Origin of the sequence: Chryseobacterium aquifrigidense (assembly GCF_006716485.1) — a bacterium.
GTDB classification, from domain to species: Bacteria; Bacteroidota; Bacteroidia; order Flavobacteriales; family Weeksellaceae; genus Chryseobacterium; species Chryseobacterium vietnamense.
This window is the reverse complement of the sequence record NZ_VFPD01000001.1, coordinates 629,089-648,279: the sequence shown is the minus strand read 5'-3', so window position 1 is coordinate 648,279 and position 19,191 is coordinate 629,089. Positions and strand designations below refer to the sequence as shown.

The window sequence follows — 19,191 nt, the reverse complement described above, 5'->3', positions numbered from 1 at the left end:
GAAGGATGTACTGGGAAAACCACCCCGTCAAAAATTCTTTGAATTTTTGCCACCCCTCCAGCGGAGGGGAATGTGTACGTCTTCAGTTGTTATATAGGTGGTAAAGTTTTCAGAAATTCTCCGGAAAACAAACTGGCTACTCCCCTGCCGGTTCGAACAATTCTATTTTATTACCTTCCGGATCCAGGATGTGGACAAACTTTCCATATTCATAGGTGGCGATCTCATCCAGAATTGTTACCCCTTCTTTCTTTAATTCTTCTACCAGCGCTTCGATATTTTCTACATGATAGTTGATCATAAATTCTTTAGCAGAAGGTTCAAAATACTGGGTAGATTCTTTAAAAGGATTCCAAAGTGTATATCCTTTCTTATCGGATTCTTCATCTTTCCAGTCGAATTTGGCGCCATAAGGGCTCGTTGGTAATCCGAGATGGGTTTTATACCATTCATTGACTTGTTCCGGGTCTTTACACTTGAAGAAGATGCCTCCAATCGCGGTTACTCTTTTCATTTTTTATTCGTTTTTTTAAGTTTATATTAATGGAATGCAATTCGGGTTTGTTTGCAATTTCACAAATATATTAATGTTTTCATTAGATATTTCATGAATTTTCTACTAAATATCGGATATGGAGAAATATTTTTGTTGGAAAACGCAAAGACGCAAATGATCTTAAAAAGACTGTTTATAAGGCGCAAAGATTGTATCTCCGATAAAATTGATGATCGCGTATATTTTAAGCCTCCCGTTGAAAATCTTCTGAAACATTTTATAATATTAAACTTAAATAATTAAGAATATTAAGATAAAACGCAACACTTTCTAAAACATCTTAGATGTTTCCTTAACTTTCCTTCACAGCTTCAGGTTCCTTAATGGTTCAAAATCATTTGAATATCTCTTCTCCTTTGTGTTTCCTAATAAAAAAAGCGCACCCATAGGGCACGCTTTGTATGTATAAACTGAATAGTATTAGTGTAATTCAGCTAAATATTTTTCTGCATCCATTGCCGCCATACATCCGCTTCCTGCAGCTGTAATAGCCTGTCTGTAGATATGATCCTGAACGTCTCCGGCAGCAAATACACCCGGAAGATTGGTTCTTGAAGACCCTTTTTCAGTCAAAATATATCCGTTTTCATCAAGATCTACCTGACCTACGAAGATATCTGTATTCGGTTTGTGACCGATGGCGATAAAGATCCCTTCCACATCCACTGTAGATTTCTCCTGAGTCTGATTATTGATGATTACCGCTCTTTCCACAAGGCTGTTTTCTCCTTCAATCCCGATTAATTCATGGTGAAATTTCACTTCGATATTCGGAGTACTTTCCACTCTGTGAACCATTGCTTTTGAAGCTCTGAAAACATCTTTTCTCACCAACAGCGTTACTTTCTTACATAGTTTGGCAAGATAAGTAGCCTCCTCAGCTGCTGTATCTCCCGCTCCTACTACTACAACGTCTTTTCCTCTGTAGAAGAATCCGTCACAGGTAGCACAAGCTGAAACTCCACCTCCTGCATATTTTTTTTCATCATCAAGACCTAAATACTTTGCAGTAGCTCCCGTAGAGATGATTACTGTTTTGGCAAGGATCTCTTTGTTTCCTGCATATAATTTGTGAACACCGCCTACTTCCTTAGAGAATTCAGCTTTAGTGATCATTTCGTAATGAACTTTGGTATCAAATCTTTCTGCCTGTTTTTGCAGATCCATCATCATTTCAGGACCAGTAATCCCGGCTGGATACCCTGGGAAGTTATCCACTTCCGTGGTTGTAGTTAATTGTCCGCCCGGCTCCAAACCTGTATACAATTCAGGTTTTAAGTCTGCTCTTGCTGCATAGATAGCAGCTGTGAAACCAGAAGGCCCAGATCCAACGATCACACAATCTAAAATGTTTTGCTCCATAATTTGCTTTGTTCGAAAAGATTTAATTTGAATTAGACCGCTAATTTCGGAATTTTTAATTTCTTTTTAAAGTTATTTTAATGATACTTGTCAATATCTGATATGTTGAATTTCGATAGTAACTGTTAAGTGGTCCTGGATTCGGGGTTTGGGGTTCGGGTTATTGCGTTACGGGGTTTAGGTGGGTAAGAAAACGCAAAACTCTTCTCCAATACCCCTCAAACCTCGAATCGCGCATCTCACCTATCTCGTATCTCACCTATCTCGCTATCCCGCAACACGTATCCCGCAACTCGCTACCTCGTATCCCGCAACACGCATCACACCTTCATCTTAATCTTATCTACGTTGATAATCTTATACACAAGCTCTCTGATCAGTTCAGCTTCCCCCATATTCACCGCTCCAAGTCCTTTCCCTTTCATATCGAATTCACGGAGAATAGAAATCACTCTTGTGGCATGTTTAAGAGGATAAAGTCTTGCACTTTCCGCATAGTCTTTGATAAAATAAGGATTCACACCCATCTGTGAAGCAATCGTCTGTGGAGGCTGCCCGGCCATCGTCTGATAGATAATAACGTTGGAAAAATAATTATAAAGGCTTGCCAGCATCATAACAAAAGGATTATTCTTCGGATTTTTACCCATAAAATGAGCAATTTTAAAAGCTGCATTGGCATTTTTAGTTCCCAAAGCCTTCTGAAGCTCAAAAATATTGTATTCTTTACTGATTCCGATATGATTTTCAACAATGGTTCCGTCAAGGGTTTCTCCTTCTTTAAGAATCATTTTCAGTTTATTCAGCTCGTTGGCAATCCTTGAAAGGTCATTTCCCAGATATTCTGCCAACAAATGAGAGATATTGGGAGCTGTATTGATTTTAAGCTTTGCACATTCATCTGAAATCCATTTCGGCAGATTGCTTTCCTTTACAGATTCACTAAGGAAAAGCGCTTTGGCTTTATCCAGGGCTTTGGCAGCTTTTTTTCTGCTATCCAGTTTCTTGTGCTTATGGGCAAAAACCAAAACTGTAGAAGGAACAGGATTGTCTACGTAAGATTCCAGAATTCTGTTTTCCTCTTCATTGAATCGTAAATCCTGAGCTTCTTTCACAATAATCACCTGCTTATCTCCCATCATCGGAAACTGTCTTGCCAGGGAAAGAACTTCCTGATATGAAGTATCTTTTCCGTAAGTAACGGTTTGGTTAAAAGCTTTTTCATCTTCTTCCAAAAAGTTATGCTCAAGGGCTTTTACAGCAACATCAATGAAGTAAGCTTCTTCTCCGTGGAAAAAATAAATAGGTAAAACTTCTTTATTTTTAATATTTTTGAGGATTAAATCTAATTCTTTCATCTTATTAATGGAACTTCCAAAACTGAATTTTCAGGAAACTTTTGATTTTAAATTCAAGAAAGACAAAGATAAGTTTTTTATTTATGATTTGGTCCGCAAAACTTATCTTCTGCTCACTCCTGAGGAATGGGTCAGACAGCACTGGGTACATTATTACCTTACTGTGAAATCCTACTCTACATCGGCGTTGATTACCGAAAAAAAAATTATCCTGAATGGTCTTACCAAACGGATTGACCTTCTGATTACAGAAAAAACAGAACCCGTTATTCTGATTGAATGTAAAGCTCCGCAGATCAAACTAACAGAAAAAACATTCGAACAGACTGCCCGATACAATTCCATTATCGGAGCAAAGGAAATTATCCTGACCAACGGGCTTCAGCATATCAATGCGTACTATGAAAACGGACAGTATCAGTTTTACAGACCTGAGTAAGGCTTACAATATCAGATAATTCTGAAAAGGATTTAAATAATATTCTATTAATACTCTTTCTGAGTTATTTTTATTAATTTCGATAAGATTTCTTTTCAACACTAACATCACAAATTTTTACACGAATTACACCAATTGTTGTTTGTGGTTTTTGTGAAAGGATTCGTGTAATCTGTATTAACTTAAATTACAAAATATGATACGTTCCATCTTATTAACCGCAATGATTATGGCTTCAGGAAATCTTTTCAGTCAGAAACTTAAATCTGTTTCCTATCAGGACGGTTCACAAAAACTTAATGGTCTCGTCACTTCCAATGCAGGAAAAAAACTTCCCGGAGTATTGATTCTTCCAGCCTGGAAAGGCATTGATGAAGAAGCAAAAACAGCCGCCATTGAACTTGAAAAACAAGGCTACATTGCTTTTATTGCTGATATTTACGGGGAAGGAAAAATTCCCGCAGATAACGAATCTGCAGCAAAGACCTCAGGATATTATAAACAGAATTATCAGGAATACCAGAAAAGAATTTCACTGGCGCTGGAGCAGCTGAAGAAAAACGGAGCTATTTCTGATAAAGTAGCAGTTATCGGCTACTGTTTCGGAGGTACGGGAGCTCTGGAATCAGCAAGAGGTCATCTTCCTGTAGCGGGTGTTGTTTCCATCCACGGAAGTCTGGGCAGAGATCAGAGCAGAAAAAATGAAGCTTTGACGGCTAAAATTCTTGTTGAAAATCCGGCAGATGACAAAAGCGTGACTCCTGATGATTACAACAACCTCATCAAAGAAATGAATGATGGAAATGCCGACTGGCAGATCATCACGTATGCCCATTCCAAACATACATTTACAGATCCGAAATCTCCGGATTACAATGCAACCATGGCTAAAAGAGCGTGGAACCACACATTGCTGTTCCTGAAAGAAATTTTGAAATAACATAAAAAAGGCAAATTCATCAGTTCACGAATTTGCCTTTTTACGTTTATATTGTTAGCTTCATTACGGTTTCGCCTGCAGCTCAACGTCATATTTTTTTGGAGAATATTTGGTAAGAGAGCCTGTTGCAGCATCAATTCCTACTCCTATTGCTCCTCCCAGAATAATATTCAGCAAAGTCACCGCATTAAAAGTTTTTGTCAGCTTTACTTCTTTCTTCTCGAATCCTTCTTTTTCAAAGGTAACCATCTGCTTACCCAAAGCTCTTGGGATTTTAGTTGTACAAGGTGTTGTACATTTTTCTATTCCTTTGTGAAATACTTTTGCGCCTTCAGGGCTTGAAGAAAAAGCTATTGCATCCTGAGTTCCTGTAAAAATGGTTGCACATGAAGTGGCAGAAAGTGCGATTCCCAGCATGAATACAACTGATAATTTGTTTTTCATAGATCTTAATTAGTTCATTTTTTTTAAGTCCGCGAACTTACAAAATAAATTAAAACAATCAAGCATGAAAAAGAAAAAAAATCTCCCGAAATAAAGTATTGATGGCCATTATCAGTAAAGTCACTTTTAAATCCTTTCTCAAAACACTCCATAGCATCTGATTAGATTGTATTTTGAAAAATTGCCACAAAAAAAAGCAAATCCACTGTATTGCAGATTTGCTTTTCTATATTTTTTAATCGTTTTTTAGTCTACGCCTTCCTCTTCACGATGGACCAGTTCCATAGAAAATGCAGGAAGACAGATTGCAAGATATTCGCAGGGTTCTGAAAACGGATTACTGTAACGGATTCTTGCTCCTTTTTCAATAAGGATGCTCTGCCCTTTTTCCAGGGTAACAGTTTCACCGTCTATTTCAAATTGCTTTTTCCCTGAAATGATATAGGTAAATTCATCAAATTCGGGAGTCTGGTGAGGCTCGCTCCAATCCGCAGGTGCTACCATATGAGCAATGGAAACATTGGAATTCCCTGTAGAGCTGCCCCAATGTTCTTCAATCAGTTTTCCGTCTGTAGTTGGCACCACAAATGGTGACTGCTGGATTTTATATTTTTTCATACCCAGTCTTCTTTTTTAATTTCATACACGAAATTGGTTCTTGAAGGTTCACCAAAATAAGCCACTTCTTCTTCAGCTATTTTTTGTCCTCCCAATCTTTCCAAAGCTGTCTGCGAACGGAAATTCTCTTTTCCGATATGAAAATGAACTTTGTCTACAAACTGGAAGATATAATCCAGCATCAGCTTTTTAACCTTAGGATTAATGCCTTTTCCCCATGATTTTGTTCCGTAGAAAGTATATCCGATGAAAATATGATTGTTCTCTTCATCAAAATCATAATAACGGCTGCTTCCCAATACATCTCCGGTTGCTTTCTCCATAATTTTAAAAGCACCTTTACTCTCTATAGCCCCTGTGAAAAAGTTTTCAAAAACCTCTTTCTTATAACGATCTTTGTTGGGGTGTTGTTCCCACACTTTCGGATCAGAAGCCACTTCATATAAAGATTCAAAATCCCCTTGCTGTAAGGGGATTAATTGAAATTCTTCATTCTCTAAAACAGGCTGAACAGAAAAATTCATTGTTTAACTCTTTTTAGTGGAATCTGATTCTATTTTCTTGATTTCTTTCAGTTTGTCAGAAATCTTGATGACGGTGTCTAGTTTAGATGGCTTCAATGAAACTTCTGCCTGAGCCATATCCCATTTGATTACCAGGTTTCCTGAATTTTCATCAGTAGGATTTAAAGTAATTTCAAACCATTCCTGCTTGTCAGCCAGCTTGTTAACCGGTACAGTAACATCTACTACATCCTGTTTAGGATCATAAGTATACGCTCCCCATTGCTGGAAATCTTTATTCAGAATTACTTTCCATTCTTTTTCTGTAGGAACGATGAATAATCCGTATGTTCCTGCAGGTACTGTTTTCCCACCGAAGCTAACGGCTTGTCCGAAAGTAATTTTCGTAGAAGAGTTAGCTCCAGCTCTCCAAATCTGGCCATAAGGAACCAATTCACCAAAAATTTTACGTCCTTTTACTCCCGGTCTCCCATAATCAATAGAGATTTTGGACATTGAAAACTGCTGCTCTACCCTCTGGCGCGGGCTTGCTGCCGGTACAGAGTAATCCTGTGCAAAACTGAATGCTGAAACTGAAATACAGACTGCTATTATTAACTTTTTCACGTGTAAATTTTTGTTTAAAATTACAAAATTCAAAACGAAATAGCTTTCATAAACTTCGTTAAATTTTGGTTTACCGATATTTTTCTATGAAGGATTTTTTTAACCAAATTCGTTTAAAAAGTATATTTTCAACTGTTGAACATTTTACTTTTCTTAATCGTTTTCCCTTTTCTGAGTTGTATGGAATGAAAAACAGAAGGAACATCATTCGTCCACGTTTTCAATAGTAAAAGAATAGCTATAATCTCTGCTCTGGTAAGCAATCCAACCCAGAAACAAAGGTTGAATAAAATAATGGACCGGCATTGTAAAATTACCTGAATCAATGTTCCAAAAAGTAATAAAGTCCAGATCTTGGCACCAATAGAATGTGTAGCAACCTCCTTTCGGAATTTTAAAAAGCTTACCAGATAAATAAGAGCTTCAGCTCCTGCAAGAATACTTATTCTGGAAACATTTGTTTTGAAAAACTCGGGACATTGTATATATGCTGCAACACCTACTGAAATAAAGAAGACCTGATCAACAGTAGAATCCATACGTCTGAGTTTCTGCGTTGAAACATGAAGATACCTTGCGATAATTCCATCAAAAATATCCGTCAACAACCCTATAGATAAAAGAACGACAGTAATTGCCTGATAATTTTCTATTTTAATGAGACTTAAAGCAATGATGATAAAGCCAATAATCAGTCTGGAAAAGATTAAAATAACAGGAATTTTTGATTTCATAAAAAGGTTGCAGAACTTATGATAAATCCGAAATATAGGGATATTTTTAATATATTTCTAAAATAAGATAGCCTTTTCCAACTCCAGCAGCTTTTGTTTTCTCCAGATACCTCCGGCGTACCCTACCAACTCACCGTTGGAACCTATCACACGATGACAGGGAATTAAAATGGCAATTTTATTGATTCCGTTAGCTGTTCCTACGGCACGTATTGCCTTGGGATTTCCTAATATTTCTGACTGCTGTTTATACGTTCTTATTTCTCCCATTGGAATTTCACGGAGAAGCTGCCACACTTTTTCCTGAAATTCAGTTCCGGTAATAAACAGTGGAACATCAAAATGACTTCTTTTTCCTTCAAAATATTCTTTCAATTCCTCTTCCAGCTGTTTGAAATGAAGATGTTCTTTTTCTACAATCTCTGCCTTTAAAACCTTTGACAACGCCTTCAGCTGTTTTTCAATATTTTTCCTGTCTGTAAATTCCAGCAGACAGATTCCCTGATCTATGGCACAGGCAATCATTTCTCCCAAAGGGGTTGATATATGTTTTTGGTGTATCATTTCCATTAGTTTAAAAGTAAGCTTTTTGGAAATCATAACTTCTTTTTAATGCGTTAAAATTTTTTTTATCTGCCCGATATGTCTCGCATTATGATAAATAACAAAACGGAAGGTGTCTCCCAGCTTCAGTTTGATCAGTTTCGAAATGCTAATACCTGATTTTGTCTTTTCCAAATCAGTATATTGTGCTTTTTCCAGTAACTCAAGTAATTTCCCCTGATGGGTAATGAATAAATCCACTACATTTTTATCCAGATTACTGTGGATTGGATTCATGGCTTTAAGCGTTTTCATCTTATTCAGCTTCTCTTTGGGAAGCATGCTTTTGGCAAAATAATTTCCAAGAAATCCGGGTTTAAAATAGGATTGGGAAGACTTTCCGGCGGAAGAAATAGCACGGCTTATTTCAGGAATATAAAAATCTCCATAACGGTTAAGATGTTCCAGACATTCCAATGTACTCCAGCTTTCTGCTGAAGTTCTGAAATTCAGATCATGTTCCGGTTGTAAAGACAACATTTCAGCAAATTGTAAATGTTCTTCTGTCTTACTTTTTAACTCATGCAATAATTCTGAGGTTGAAATTTTCATTACGTTTTTTTAAACAAATATGCTGATCTGAATGTTCTTAAATCTTGACTGAACTCAAGATTTTTTGAGTCTGGACAATGTTTCCGGTGACATTCTCAGATAATTGGCAATGTATTTATTGGGCACTTCCTGAAACAGCTTTGGGCTTCGTTTTAAAACCCTCTCAAAGCGTTCTCCCGGAGCATTGATCAACAGATCCTTTTCTCTTTCAAGCTGCTGCAATACAAGATCTTCCAGCACGTTCATCCAGAATTTCATATGTTCTTCATTTGATTGTATAAATACATAGAAATCCTTTTTTGAAGCTACTTTTACCGTTGTTTTCTTAATCGCCTGGATATACAGATCTGAAGGTTTTCCCGATAAAAAAGAATCCAGGCTGACAATTATATTTCCGGTATATCCAAAACGAATAATCCTTTCTTCATCTTCATCCGTCATAAAGATCCGGACACTCCCGTTTTCAATAAAATAAATAGAGGTATCTGTACTGCCTGAAATCTTCAGGAATTCATTTCGTCTGAATTCTTTCTTTTCCCAATAGATTTCGCTCTGAAGCAATTTTTCAACCATTTCATTTTAATATTTGCTTTTCCAAAGATAATAGGTAATTTTAAAGTTTTAAAACACTAATCACTGATAATGCTCAAAAGAACAGTACTTTTTATACTGCTTTCGGCCGGATTTTATGGCATGAAAGCACAGCAGACCATCCCCTTCCGGATCACAAAGCACAATAATATCATTGTCAAAACCCTTGTCAACAAAAAGGATTCATTGGATCTGATGTTTCAGATCGCCATGAAAGATTATGCTATTTCTCCTGATGGCAAGCGGAAAGCAGAGCATATTATTTTCAACAAAGAAGAACTCAGCGACCACAATACGGTACAAATTGGGAAAATCACTCAGAAAAATGTACGTTTTTTTAACAATCAGTTAACAGGTCATGAGGCAGACGGAAAAATCGGAACCGGAATTTTCGCAGGTAAGGCATTTAAAATCGATTATGATAACAATCAATTTGTGATCTACGATCAAATGCCGGATCTGAAAGATTATCAACCTATTAACATCATCTTAGATCATGATGGTTTTTATCTGGCCGCAGACAATATCCTGGATGGTGACCAACAGCAGGAAGCCTATTTTGTATTACAATCCGGATTTTCCGGAGCAATACTGTACAGCAATGAGTTTGCTGAAGAAAAACATCTGGAGAAAAAACTGAAGGTAACGGGAGAAAAAACACTCAAGAATTCTGAAGGTAAAACTTTAACTACCAAGCAAGCTGTCCTTCCCTATTTCAAGTTGGGAAAAAGCGTGTTTAAAGATGTTTCCGTAGGATATTTCTCCGGTGAGCTGAAGACACAAAATGTAAGTTATCTGGGTGCTGATATGCTCCGCAGGTTTATCTGGATCTTTGATGCAGAAAGAAAAATGGCTTACATTAAACCCAGCAAATACTTTTCAGAGCCTTATTACAAAATGAATTAGAATATGATAAACACTTTAATGCTAAAAAAGATTATAAAACCCCAAACCGTCGCTGCGCTTTTATTTTTGCCATTGGCTATTGTAAGCTGTAAGAAAGAAGAGAAAAAAACTGTTACCACAGAAACACATCCGGCGAATGATTCTGTAAAAACGGCAAAAACTGAGGAGAAAATAGATTATACTGATTTTAATATTTTCAGTCTGTCCATCATTTCATCCGCTGAAAAAGATTCTGATATGGATATTTTCATTTCTGTTTCAGATATCTATAAAGGAGAGCAACCTATTCCTACTGAGATTGTTAAAAATCATAAGCAGATGTCTTACGAAGAACGTCAGCATTTTGAACTGGATGCACCCAGCAGAAAAAAGCTTCTCAACGGAATTCATCTCACTGAAAATGATTCTCTGTACATCTATGAGTATGGTTCTAATCAACTTCAAAAAATGCCGATACGCCAATTAAAAGCGGTCGCTTATCTGAGTCCTTATACAGACAGTGAAGATTTAGATCCGGATTCTTATATGATGGGCTTTCAGGTAGCCACTCACCAGAAAACCACAGAGTACGACCGATATACTAATGCCATCGCTTATTTTGGAAATACAAATCCATTTGTAGAAAATAAAATGAAAGCGGTGAAATGGCAAAAAGCTGATGCAGCTCTTTCAAAAAAATATTTCACCCATTCAAAATTGGCTCCGGGGAAAACCTATCAGGCACAATATGAAAATCTGACCTACTATCTGCAGGATTATCTTGAAGAAGGAAATATTGTAGATCGAACACTGGTCGTCATTAATGATCATAAAGAAAAAATTGCGGAGAAGACCTACAGTCTTGCAGGAAGTGATGGTGGAGAATTCCTCCCTTTGTATGGAATAGATGCTGATGAAGCGAATGTTTTCCAATATACAGGCCATCTTTTCAAAGGAAAACCTCCGGTTATTTTTGGGTTCATGGCGCAGTCTTTTGGCTGTCCTTCGATTAGCTTTTTAGATCAAAAGGAGAAGGATTTCCCGATCAATTGTGATAACAGGCATTAATTCCGGAAGGATTTACAGGATTCCTACAAAATGACAAACTGTGTGGATAATCTTTGAGAATAAATCTGCCTAATCAGCAAAATCTTTGAGGAAAACATCAATAGAAACGGGCTTTAGCCCGTTTTTTATTACATCAGCAATTCCATTGGCTTTAGCCTAAACCTAATTAAAGAAACTGTGTCAAAAGCCAATTTTTGACTTTTGGCACAGTTTCTTCTCAGTGTATTATTTCTTAGGATAATAGTTGTCTTTCAGATTCATAAAATAGATTTCGGACTCTTTAAAACCATTGCTCTTCATGAATTTGATCACTACATTCAGATAAGCTTCCGAAGGAATAAACTCTGCTCCCATTTTTTCTGAAAACTTTTTATACTCTTCTTCAAGCAGTTTGGGATTTTTGGCAAGTTGTTTTATGTCGGTTCTGAAACCTTTGAATATGAATTTTAATGCTTCATAATTTCCGGGATAGGAAACAGTTCCGTGGGTTTCTCCTTCAAAAAAACGATGTTTATAGTTCAGAGATCCGTTCTTTTCTATGATTTCTTTAAATTCTTCAATGGCCTGTGTCATATCGGAATTCCAGTTTTTCTGCTGTTCTTCATTGTCTGCCTGAGAAACATACAAAGATTTCTTTGCCGGAAATTTCTTATTTTTTTCCAGATACTCTTTTGTTCTTGTGAGGGATATTTTGTTGTCCCACCACAAACTGGGGTCATTGGCAACATAAGCATTGAAATAATCGGGATGTAAAAGGAGTGTATTAATAGCAAATAATCCTCCGAAGGAATGCCCTACCAGCACAGAATAATCCTGAGTTCTATAGTTTTTATTAATAAAAGGCTTCAATTCTTCCTGCATGAATTTCAGAAAGTTTTCACCTCCGCCACTGTCTGCAAAAAGCGTAAGAGCAGGATTTACAGGACTTTTCTTTTCAGACTTTGTAGGGGTAAGATCCCTTGTTCTTTCTGTATTTTTTATTCCTACTACAATACATTCCGGAATATCGGCATATGGTGCTCTGGCGATGAAATCCGTTAATCCTGTGTAATATTCAAAATTAATTTCTCCGTCTAAGAGATAGATCACCGGATATTTTGCCGGATTGATGGTAGTATCGCTATAGGTTTTAGGCAAGTGAATCCAGATTTCTCTGTTTTCGTTTAAAACTTTTGAAAATATAGTTTGCTTCTCTCCTATCGTCAGTTTTTCCTGGGCTTTTCCGGATGCGAATACCAAAAGTAATGAGAGTGCAATAATTTTAAACCAGTTGTTCATGGTGTGAATCTTTTCTGTGTTGATGAATGTTTTTAACTTCTTTATTCTTTTTAGGTGATTTGTTTCTTCTACCCCACCAGATCAGAAATCCGGTAATCGGGAGACTGGTGCAGATAATCCCGATAATGAAGGTGAATATCTTACCGAACATTCCGCCCCAATAGCCTACATGAAGATCAAAATTCATGTGTTCTATCACTTCGTGTCTCTGAACTTCTTCAGGATAATCAATTTCTTTTCCGGTGTATTTGTTGGTTTCCATACTTTTCCCGTTGACCAGGCTTTTTAATCCAATAAACTGAGCTGCAACCACATGATATACCGTTGCTGAATCATTTCTTGGAATACTCATTCTGAACTGTTTCGCATCAGGAAACTCTTTGAATTTTCTATCTGCAAAATCAGCGTAAGACAAGGCTTTTTTCTCCGGATCAAACTTAGGTTCATATTTTTCTGCAATAGTATGAGCATCCACAGCTCCGCCGAAAGCCTGCTGGGTAAGATTGGTTAAAACTTCATAAGCCATAATTAGTCCTGTAATGGTAATAAATACGGCCGGAAGCAATGAATAAAACCCAAAGACATTATGAAAATCGTAGTTTTTCCTGCGCCATTTTGTTCCGGATTTGATTTTAAAAGCTGCTGTTCTGGTTGTCTTATTCCATTTTTTCGGCCACCAGAGAATCAGTCCGGCGATAAGCTGGATAAAAAAGATGATTGAGGCAACTCCAACAACCGTTTTCCCGAACTTTCCTGCCAGCAGCTGAGCATGAACATGGGCTACAACATAGAAAAACTCATAGCTTTTTGTAGAACCAATTACCTTTCCTGTGTAAGGATCAAGGTAATGATAGGCAAATACACCTCTTGGACCACGCCCTTTTTTCTTGGGTTTTTCTGCTTTGCCAACATTTTTATCTTTAGGCGGCTTCGTTGCCGATGCTATTCTGAAACTTCTGTCTGCTTCTTTATATGTATCAAAATAGAATGCTTTTCTGTCCGGAATCTGCTGATGGAAATGAGCCAGCAATGCTTCAGGTGTCATTTTTTTAGCATGAGCAGGAGCCTGAACATATTTGGCACTTCCACCACACCAATCAATGATTTCGTCACAAAAGACAAATACAGTTCCCGAAAGAGTAACGGTAAATACAATGATTCCGGAAACCAGCCCGAGCCATAGATGCAGCCAGCCTGTAATTCTTTTGGTAAGGGATTTCCCCTGCTTTTTTTTAGGATTAGCTTTTTTGTTTTCCATATCTGTTTTCATCTACTTAAAATATAATAGCAGAAAATGCAAAGGCGCAATTGTATTTATAATGGCGTGTTTGTAAAGTGAAAAGAGTTATTCCTGTTGCCATTTACTTTAGCATATTTGAAGGCTTCAGAAATAGATATTATAAATCAGAGCTTTGCACCTTTGCGGTTTTCATCCTTATATTTTCGTTGAGATTATTTTTGTTGAGCAGTATTAAAATTTGAATGCAAAGTTGGCCAGGATTTCTCTCGGCTTCTGTGGCTGTCCGTAAAAGTTCCAATAGTTTTCATTCAACGCATTATTCATTTTCAGACCGATTCTGTATTTTTTTTTGTCGTAGAAAATGGTAGCTCCTACGGTTGTATAAGACGGAGCAAGGAAATGATTGGTGATGTTGATATACGTTTGGTCTACGAAATTAAAACCTGCTCCAAAACCTAGACCTTCATAAGCGCCATCCATAATTTTGTAGCTTGTCCATACATTGGCTACATGTTTTGGGGTCCAGGCGATTCTTTTTCCACTGTCTTTGCTTCGGTCATCATATTTGTTATCGTTATAACCATATCCGGCAACGATATTCCATCCTTTGAAAGGGTTGGCAATGATTCCTATTTCCAATCCCTGACTTTTGATATTACCATCCTGAATGCTTCCTATTCCACCCGGGTCGGCAACCAGTCTGTTTTTAACGTTAATGTTGTAATAGCTAACGGTAGTCAGTAATTTTTTATGAAAAAGGTCTACTTTAAAACCTGTTTCAACCTGGTTTCCCTGCTCGGGATCCCATTTTGTTAAAACACCTACTTCATTTAATGATGGTGCATAGTTTTTAAATCCGTTCACATAATTGGCAAAGAATGAGATCTGATCTTTTACAATTTCATACACCAATCCGAATTTGGGTGAAAACTGGGTCTGACTGTAGCCGGTAACTTTATTTTCAGGATATCCGTTTTTCGTAGAGATTTCTACGCCGTTTACCACCATATCATCATTTTTATAGCTGTCTACTCTCAAACTGGCCATTACCAGCAAGTTATCTGTGATATTCAAAACATTGGAAATATAACCGCTGATCGTTCTGAATGTTGTGATATCCGATTCAGTAGATTTTCTTTCCTTATTCATGAATTTGTTTCGTGAAATGGGATCCCATGCTGAAGAGCTGTCGAGATTCACTTTGTCATAAGGCATAAAAACATTGCTGTATCCGTTGGCTTCATAATAAGGAAACTGGTATTTTGTCCTTTGTTGGAAGTAATCTATTCCCACTACCAGACGGTTTCGTAGACCTCCTATTTTAAAATCTCCAGTGAAATTCTGCTGAATATTATCTGTAGTTACTTTAAAGCTGTCGAAAGGACGGATCATTCTTTCGACCTGATTATTATTCAGATATCTCAGCACTAAAAAGATAGATTCATTTTCATTGGCCTCTCCTCTTTGGTAGGATGTTCTTGACGTCCATTGATCGTTGAATTTATGAGTAACCTCCGCCATCGTTACAAAATGTGTTCTTTTGGAACCGATGTCATTACTTGTGAATGCTCTTTTGTAAGCCACTTCCAGGTCTTTCATAGAGTGGAGAGTCAGTTTTTCTGAATTTCTTACATAAGCATTCAGTGTTTTATCCGGAGCGTGGAATTCTGTATCAAGCGTTACAGTGGTTTTATCACTTACTTTATAGAGAACACTTCCTGAAAAGAACAATCCTTTGTTATAACCGGCATCCTGGAAAGAATCCTGAGAGTAAGCTGCTAAGTTGAATCTTGCTAATGCTGTTTTTTCTTTGTTCAAGGGAGTGTTTACATCCGCTGTGATTCGGTTCATTCCCCAGCTTCCGGTGGTATAATTGATAATTCCTCCGAAGTTTTCCTGTGGTTTTTTGGTAACAATATTCACTACTCCGCCATAGTTGGCAAGTGTTCCTCCGAATAAGGTTCCGGATGGTCCTTTAATTACTTCTACTCTTTCAATATTAGCGATTTCGGACTGTACTCTGGGGTTTTGAATCAATCCGTTTCTGAAACTGGCATTGGAGCTGAAACCTCTCATGAAAATATCATTCCCACTGTCGTTGACACTGTTACTTACGACAACACCTGGCGCAGAAGCCATGGCTGTATTGAAGTCCGTAGCTCCCATTTCACTGATGATTTCTTTGGGAACAAGGTTGTAAACAGTGGGATTTTCAAGGTTTTCAAGAGGAAGTCTTGCGATGGATTCAGATTTTTTGGTTCTGTAATTATGCGTTCCCTGCAGTGATACGGATTGTATTTCAGCCACTTTAATGGTATCCGTTTCCTGGGCACTCAGCATTGTTACGGCTAATAGAGCTGCAGAAATAATTGTTTTTTTCATGTTTATAATTAAGTTAGTTCTGCAAAATTATCTTATTTTTATTAATTCTAAATAAAAACATGACACAAATCATAAAACTTACTTGATGAAACAGCCCATTAATAAAGAGTTTATTAAAACCGATATGATACAACTATTGATAACTTTTCTAACCCAGGCATTTCAGGTAAATGGGATTGAGATTTTTCTTATCTTACTGTTTTAATACAGAACCTATTTTTTGATTATCAATTTCAACAATGAATAACAATATCCAAGAGACCGTTCAGCAATTTCTTCACTTTCTTTCAGGAAGAAACCTGACAGAATTGATCAATTTATTTTCTGACACCGTAGACTGGTATATACCTGGAGATGAGCAAAAAGCACCCTGGCTGGGCGTAAGAAACAATAAACAGGAAATATCCGGTTTTTTTGAATTGTTATGGAAAAATACAGAACCTGTTTCTGCCAAAATAGATCATATTTTCAACGATGATGAAAATGCAGTGATCACTGGAGAATTTGTAACGAAAATGCTTGCAACAGGTCATATTGTAGAGTCTTTATTTTGTATCCAGATGCGTATTCAAAATAATAAAATTATACGTTACAGATTACTGGAAGATAGCTTGGCGGTTTCAAAGGCTTTGGAGAAGTAATTAAGGATTATTTATCTTATTGATAACAATATACATTGGAGTTGTTTAAACTTATAAAAAAATATTGGACATTTCTTAAACCATTAAGAAGGATTTAAGCAGTAAAGCATATTAAGTTAAGATAAATCATTCTGATTTTTAAGCTTAAAGCGAAGCTCATCTTAATACTCTAAACACCTTAATGCAGTCTTAATGTTTCAAGAAGTTTAAACAAGTTTATTATTAATGAAATTCTTTGAACAATGTTCGCAGAACTTCATTCTGTGTCAGAAGGACATCGCTGTTAAAATCTAAAATTATCTTTTATATCACGGCAGACGCCATCATCGACATATAATAATTGGCACAATGCAGCGCATTAATTAAAACGATGTCTTTCTCCGGGAACGTTTCGAAGGCATCAGAAGTTGTGACCTGGTATTCGTAATTCATAGAACTCCATTTCAAATGAGGCTTAATGATCATCAGCTCAACCCCTTCCTGATCTGTAAGAACAAATGATTCTTTAAAAATACCTCTGTGTTTGAAAAGGTATCCGTTCTTCACGCCGTCAAAATAGGTTTGCACTACAATTTCCCCGTTCCAGTTCATCCTGAATTTCAGCAGAACTCTTTCATGATCTTTCAGCTCAATCGTGGTTCCCCAAAACCCTTTTGGTTCCACCTGATAAGTCTGACCATCTGCAATATCAATAACGGCATTAAATTTAAACCAGCTTGTATAAATAAGTTTCCCGATTAATTTTTCTTCTCTTGTAACCTCAAAAGATAAAGAATTGCTTGATTTTGCGTAATATTCTGCCATGGTTATATTTTGATTTGGTGGAATTTTTATTAGTTTTTAAATAATAATAACAGCCTGAATTTTAACGCTCTAATTTATAAATAATTTGGTGAACATTATGTATTTTTAAGCTAATCCGGTAAAAACTCTTGTGAATTCTCTTTAACCACGTTTTTTGTGTTGAAAATTTGCTTGTAAATGTATGATAACATTATAAACAATCACTTAATTGCTTTCAAACCAATACTTCCATTTTTCATCATCAATCCCAAATTTCCCCTGCCACCATCTCGCGGGATAACCAACATCATCATTTCTAATGGGCCTATGCTCTCTTTCCGGATAGGCAACGTATTGATTGGCATATCCCCGATGGGTATCATCATGTAAAATTCCGATAACTCCTAAGATTTCCAACAATCCCAACCGTTCGTCATCATTTGATTTTACTGTTTTAGAGATCTTCTTTTTGAGTTGGGAAATTCTGTCGTTAGGTTCTGACTTTTCAATGATTTCTTTCAGTTCATTGAGGATCTTGTAGTCATTTTCATTGGGTTTAACCGCCGGAAATTTTGGAAACTGTTCTACATCAAATAAAACCTGAATTAAATTATCAAAACAGCATCCATCTTTATATTTGAAATAATTGATTGTATTGAATTCGATAGGGTCTTCAAATTCAAAGGTATGAAGCCCGCAGATCGCACAGATCTCTTCATTGGGCTTTGGACTTGGTGTAAAACTATGTTCTGCGAGACTTTGTGCAATACAGTAGCTGGATAAAAATGAACGATATTCTAATTGCCTGGTACTTAAACTATAAAGAAAAGCATCTACCACCTGCTGTTTTTCAATGCCAGCCACAGCACTTTTGATTCTTCTGCAAATCTCATCATGACTTATTTCTTCCTGATCAAACATTACAGATTGCTTTTTTGCATACTCAAAATCATCTTCTGTAATATATTGCATGTATGTTTCCCAATCAAACCAGTCGCTAAGACTTGCATCCTGAGAACTTTTTATGGTATTCAATAAAATTTTTATGGCTTTTTTATCCATTATAGCTTTTCTTTATTCAATTTTAAAAATATAATCATCTTTAACGTTCTCAGATTTTTTGACTATTTCATCTATACTATATTTTTGTCCGTCAATTTCAACATCAACAATATACCATTTCCACATAAAATTGTGCGTTTTTTCAATCCGTACTGTTGAATGGGGATTGATTTCCAGTGTAACAACAGAGCTGTCCATCTTTTTCTCAAGAGATTTTAAATTTTTAGTTTTTCTGAAAAATTTTGGCTGTACAATATCATTCTCATAATTGAAAGTAAATGCACCATAAGAACCTTCAGATAATTCTTTTACCATTCTTTTTTTATAATTAATTTTTAGTGTTTTTTTTGTTTCTGTTAAATTTTGAATATAAAAATCGGTTGGTATTGAACATCCCAAAAATACAAGCACAAAAACAACACTTAAAACTCCTTTAATAATTGCATTCATATTATTTAGCTTAGATGGTTTTTGTAAAAATAATCAGATTACTTTAATTTATGAGTTTTTACTATAAAAAAATCC

22 protein-coding genes are annotated in these 19,191 nt (G+C 36.4%); 5 read left to right on the top strand and 17 right to left on the bottom strand.

Annotated features, from left to right (window positions below; genetic code table 11):
- Positions 1 to 136: 136 nt before the first annotated feature.
- The 3 genes from FB551_RS02855 to holA form a co-directional block, all read right to left on the bottom strand.
- Positions 137 to 514 (bottom strand): VOC family protein, encoded by a 378-nt coding sequence (locus tag FB551_RS02855; RefSeq protein ID WP_142014791.1) that lies wholly within the window; start codon positions 512 to 514, stop codon positions 137 to 139.
- Positions 515 to 976: 462 nt separating this feature from the next.
- Positions 977 to 1,918 (bottom strand): thioredoxin-disulfide reductase, encoded by a 942-nt coding sequence (trxB, locus tag FB551_RS02850; protein ID WP_142014788.1) that lies wholly within the window; start codon positions 1,916 to 1,918, stop codon positions 977 to 979.
- A gap of 320 nt (positions 1,919 to 2,238) precedes the next feature.
- The gene (gene holA / locus FB551_RS02845; protein WP_142014786.1) at positions 2,239 to 3,276 is read right to left on the bottom strand and encodes a DNA polymerase III subunit delta; all 1,038 of its coding nucleotides are present in this window, start codon (positions 3,274 to 3,276) and stop codon (positions 2,239 to 2,241) included.
- A 7-nt stretch (positions 3,277 to 3,283) separates the two neighbouring features.
- Here holA and FB551_RS02840 point away from each other — a divergent pair, with 7 nt between their 5' ends.
- Positions 3,284 to 3,715, top strand: a complete 432-nt coding sequence (locus FB551_RS02840; protein ID WP_142014783.1) for a type I restriction enzyme HsdR N-terminal domain-containing protein — start codon at positions 3,284 to 3,286, stop codon at positions 3,713 to 3,715.
- A gap of 196 nt (positions 3,716 to 3,911) precedes the next feature.
- A complete protein-coding gene (locus FB551_RS02835) occupies positions 3,912 to 4,655 on the top strand; it encodes a dienelactone hydrolase family protein (protein WP_142014780.1) in 744 nt (247 codons plus the stop codon).
- 63 nt (positions 4,656 to 4,718) lie between these two features.
- Here the strand turns inward: FB551_RS02835 and FB551_RS02830 are convergent, their stop codons facing one another.
- The 8 genes from FB551_RS02830 to FB551_RS02795 form a co-directional block, all read right to left on the bottom strand.
- Entirely contained in the window at positions 4,719 to 5,099 is a 381-nt protein-coding gene (locus FB551_RS02830) for a PEGA domain-containing protein (protein WP_142014776.1), read from the bottom strand.
- A 246-nt stretch (positions 5,100 to 5,345) separates the two neighbouring features.
- Complete coding sequence (locus tag FB551_RS02825) at positions 5,346 to 5,717, bottom strand: cupin domain-containing protein (RefSeq protein ID WP_142014773.1); 372 nt, start codon at positions 5,715 to 5,717, stop codon at positions 5,346 to 5,348.
- Positions 5,714 to 6,241: a GNAT family N-acetyltransferase gene (locus tag FB551_RS02820; protein WP_142014770.1), complete on the bottom strand. Its 528-nt coding sequence runs from the start codon at positions 6,239 to 6,241 to the stop codon at positions 5,714 to 5,716. The genes FB551_RS02825 and FB551_RS02820 overlap by 4 nt, the downstream gene beginning before the upstream one ends.
- A gap of 3 nt (positions 6,242 to 6,244) precedes the next feature.
- Positions 6,245 to 6,847 (bottom strand): DUF2911 domain-containing protein, encoded by a 603-nt coding sequence (locus FB551_RS02815; RefSeq protein WP_142014768.1) that lies wholly within the window; start codon positions 6,845 to 6,847, stop codon positions 6,245 to 6,247.
- Between the two features lie 128 nt (positions 6,848 to 6,975).
- Positions 6,976 to 7,581: a CDP-alcohol phosphatidyltransferase family protein gene (locus FB551_RS02810; RefSeq protein WP_142014765.1), complete on the bottom strand. Its 606-nt coding sequence runs from the start codon at positions 7,579 to 7,581 to the stop codon at positions 6,976 to 6,978.
- 57 nt (positions 7,582 to 7,638) lie between these two features.
- A complete protein-coding gene (locus FB551_RS02805) occupies positions 7,639 to 8,151 on the bottom strand; it encodes a methylated-DNA--[protein]-cysteine S-methyltransferase (RefSeq protein ID WP_082001993.1) in 513 nt (170 codons plus the stop codon).
- 39 nt (positions 8,152 to 8,190) lie between these two features.
- Complete coding sequence (locus FB551_RS02800; RefSeq protein ID WP_142014762.1) at positions 8,191 to 8,736, bottom strand: DinB family protein; 546 nt, start codon at positions 8,734 to 8,736, stop codon at positions 8,191 to 8,193.
- A gap of 54 nt (positions 8,737 to 8,790) precedes the next feature.
- Complete coding sequence (locus tag FB551_RS02795; RefSeq protein WP_142014759.1) at positions 8,791 to 9,309, bottom strand: Crp/Fnr family transcriptional regulator; 519 nt, start codon at positions 9,307 to 9,309, stop codon at positions 8,791 to 8,793.
- 69 nt (positions 9,310 to 9,378) lie between these two features.
- Between FB551_RS02795 and FB551_RS02790 the strand changes: the two genes are divergently transcribed.
- Together FB551_RS02790 and FB551_RS02785 are read left to right on the top strand one after the other, a co-directional pair.
- Positions 9,379 to 10,233 carry a hypothetical protein gene (locus FB551_RS02790; RefSeq protein ID WP_142014757.1) on the top strand — a complete coding sequence of 285 codons (855 nt, stop codon included), beginning with the start codon at positions 9,379 to 9,381 and terminating at the stop codon, positions 10,231 to 10,233.
- A 3-nt stretch (positions 10,234 to 10,236) separates the two neighbouring features.
- Positions 10,237 to 11,280 (top strand): hypothetical protein, encoded by a 1,044-nt coding sequence (locus FB551_RS02785; protein WP_142014754.1) that lies wholly within the window; start codon positions 10,237 to 10,239, stop codon positions 11,278 to 11,280.
- Positions 11,281 to 11,505: 225 nt separating this feature from the next.
- Here FB551_RS02785 and FB551_RS02780 read toward each other — a convergent pair whose 3' ends face one another.
- The 3 genes from FB551_RS02780 to FB551_RS02770 all read right to left on the bottom strand — a co-directional run bounded on the left by FB551_RS02780 (position 11,506) and on the right by FB551_RS02770 (position 16,180).
- A complete protein-coding gene (locus tag FB551_RS02780; RefSeq protein WP_142014751.1) occupies positions 11,506 to 12,558 on the bottom strand; it encodes an alpha/beta hydrolase in 1,053 nt (350 codons plus the stop codon).
- Positions 12,542 to 13,816: a PepSY-associated TM helix domain-containing protein gene (locus FB551_RS02775; protein ID WP_226798601.1), complete on the bottom strand. Its 1,275-nt coding sequence runs from the start codon at positions 13,814 to 13,816 to the stop codon at positions 12,542 to 12,544. The genes FB551_RS02780 and FB551_RS02775 overlap by 17 nt, the downstream gene beginning before the upstream one ends.
- A 213-nt stretch (positions 13,817 to 14,029) precedes the next feature.
- A complete protein-coding gene (locus tag FB551_RS02770) occupies positions 14,030 to 16,180 on the bottom strand; it encodes a TonB-dependent siderophore receptor (protein ID WP_142014746.1) in 2,151 nt (716 codons plus the stop codon).
- Between the two features lie 239 nt (positions 16,181 to 16,419).
- Here FB551_RS02770 and FB551_RS02765 point away from each other — a divergent pair, with 239 nt between their 5' ends.
- The gene (locus FB551_RS02765; RefSeq protein ID WP_142014743.1) at positions 16,420 to 16,821 is read left to right on the top strand and encodes a nuclear transport factor 2 family protein; all 402 of its coding nucleotides are present in this window, start codon (positions 16,420 to 16,422) and stop codon (positions 16,819 to 16,821) included.
- A 303-nt stretch (positions 16,822 to 17,124) separates the two neighbouring features.
- Here FB551_RS02765 and FB551_RS02760 read toward each other — a convergent pair whose 3' ends face one another.
- The 3 genes from FB551_RS02760 to FB551_RS02750 form a co-directional block, all read right to left on the bottom strand.
- Complete coding sequence (locus FB551_RS02760; RefSeq protein WP_047431847.1) at positions 17,125 to 17,625, bottom strand: hypothetical protein; 501 nt, start codon at positions 17,623 to 17,625, stop codon at positions 17,125 to 17,127.
- Between the two features lie 204 nt (positions 17,626 to 17,829).
- A complete protein-coding gene (locus FB551_RS02755) occupies positions 17,830 to 18,666 on the bottom strand; it encodes a hypothetical protein (RefSeq protein WP_142014740.1) in 837 nt (278 codons plus the stop codon).
- Between the two features lie 12 nt (positions 18,667 to 18,678).
- Positions 18,679 to 19,116: a hypothetical protein gene (locus FB551_RS02750; protein ID WP_047431853.1), complete on the bottom strand. Its 438-nt coding sequence runs from the start codon at positions 19,114 to 19,116 to the stop codon at positions 18,679 to 18,681.
- Positions 19,117 to 19,191 lie beyond the last annotated feature (75 nt).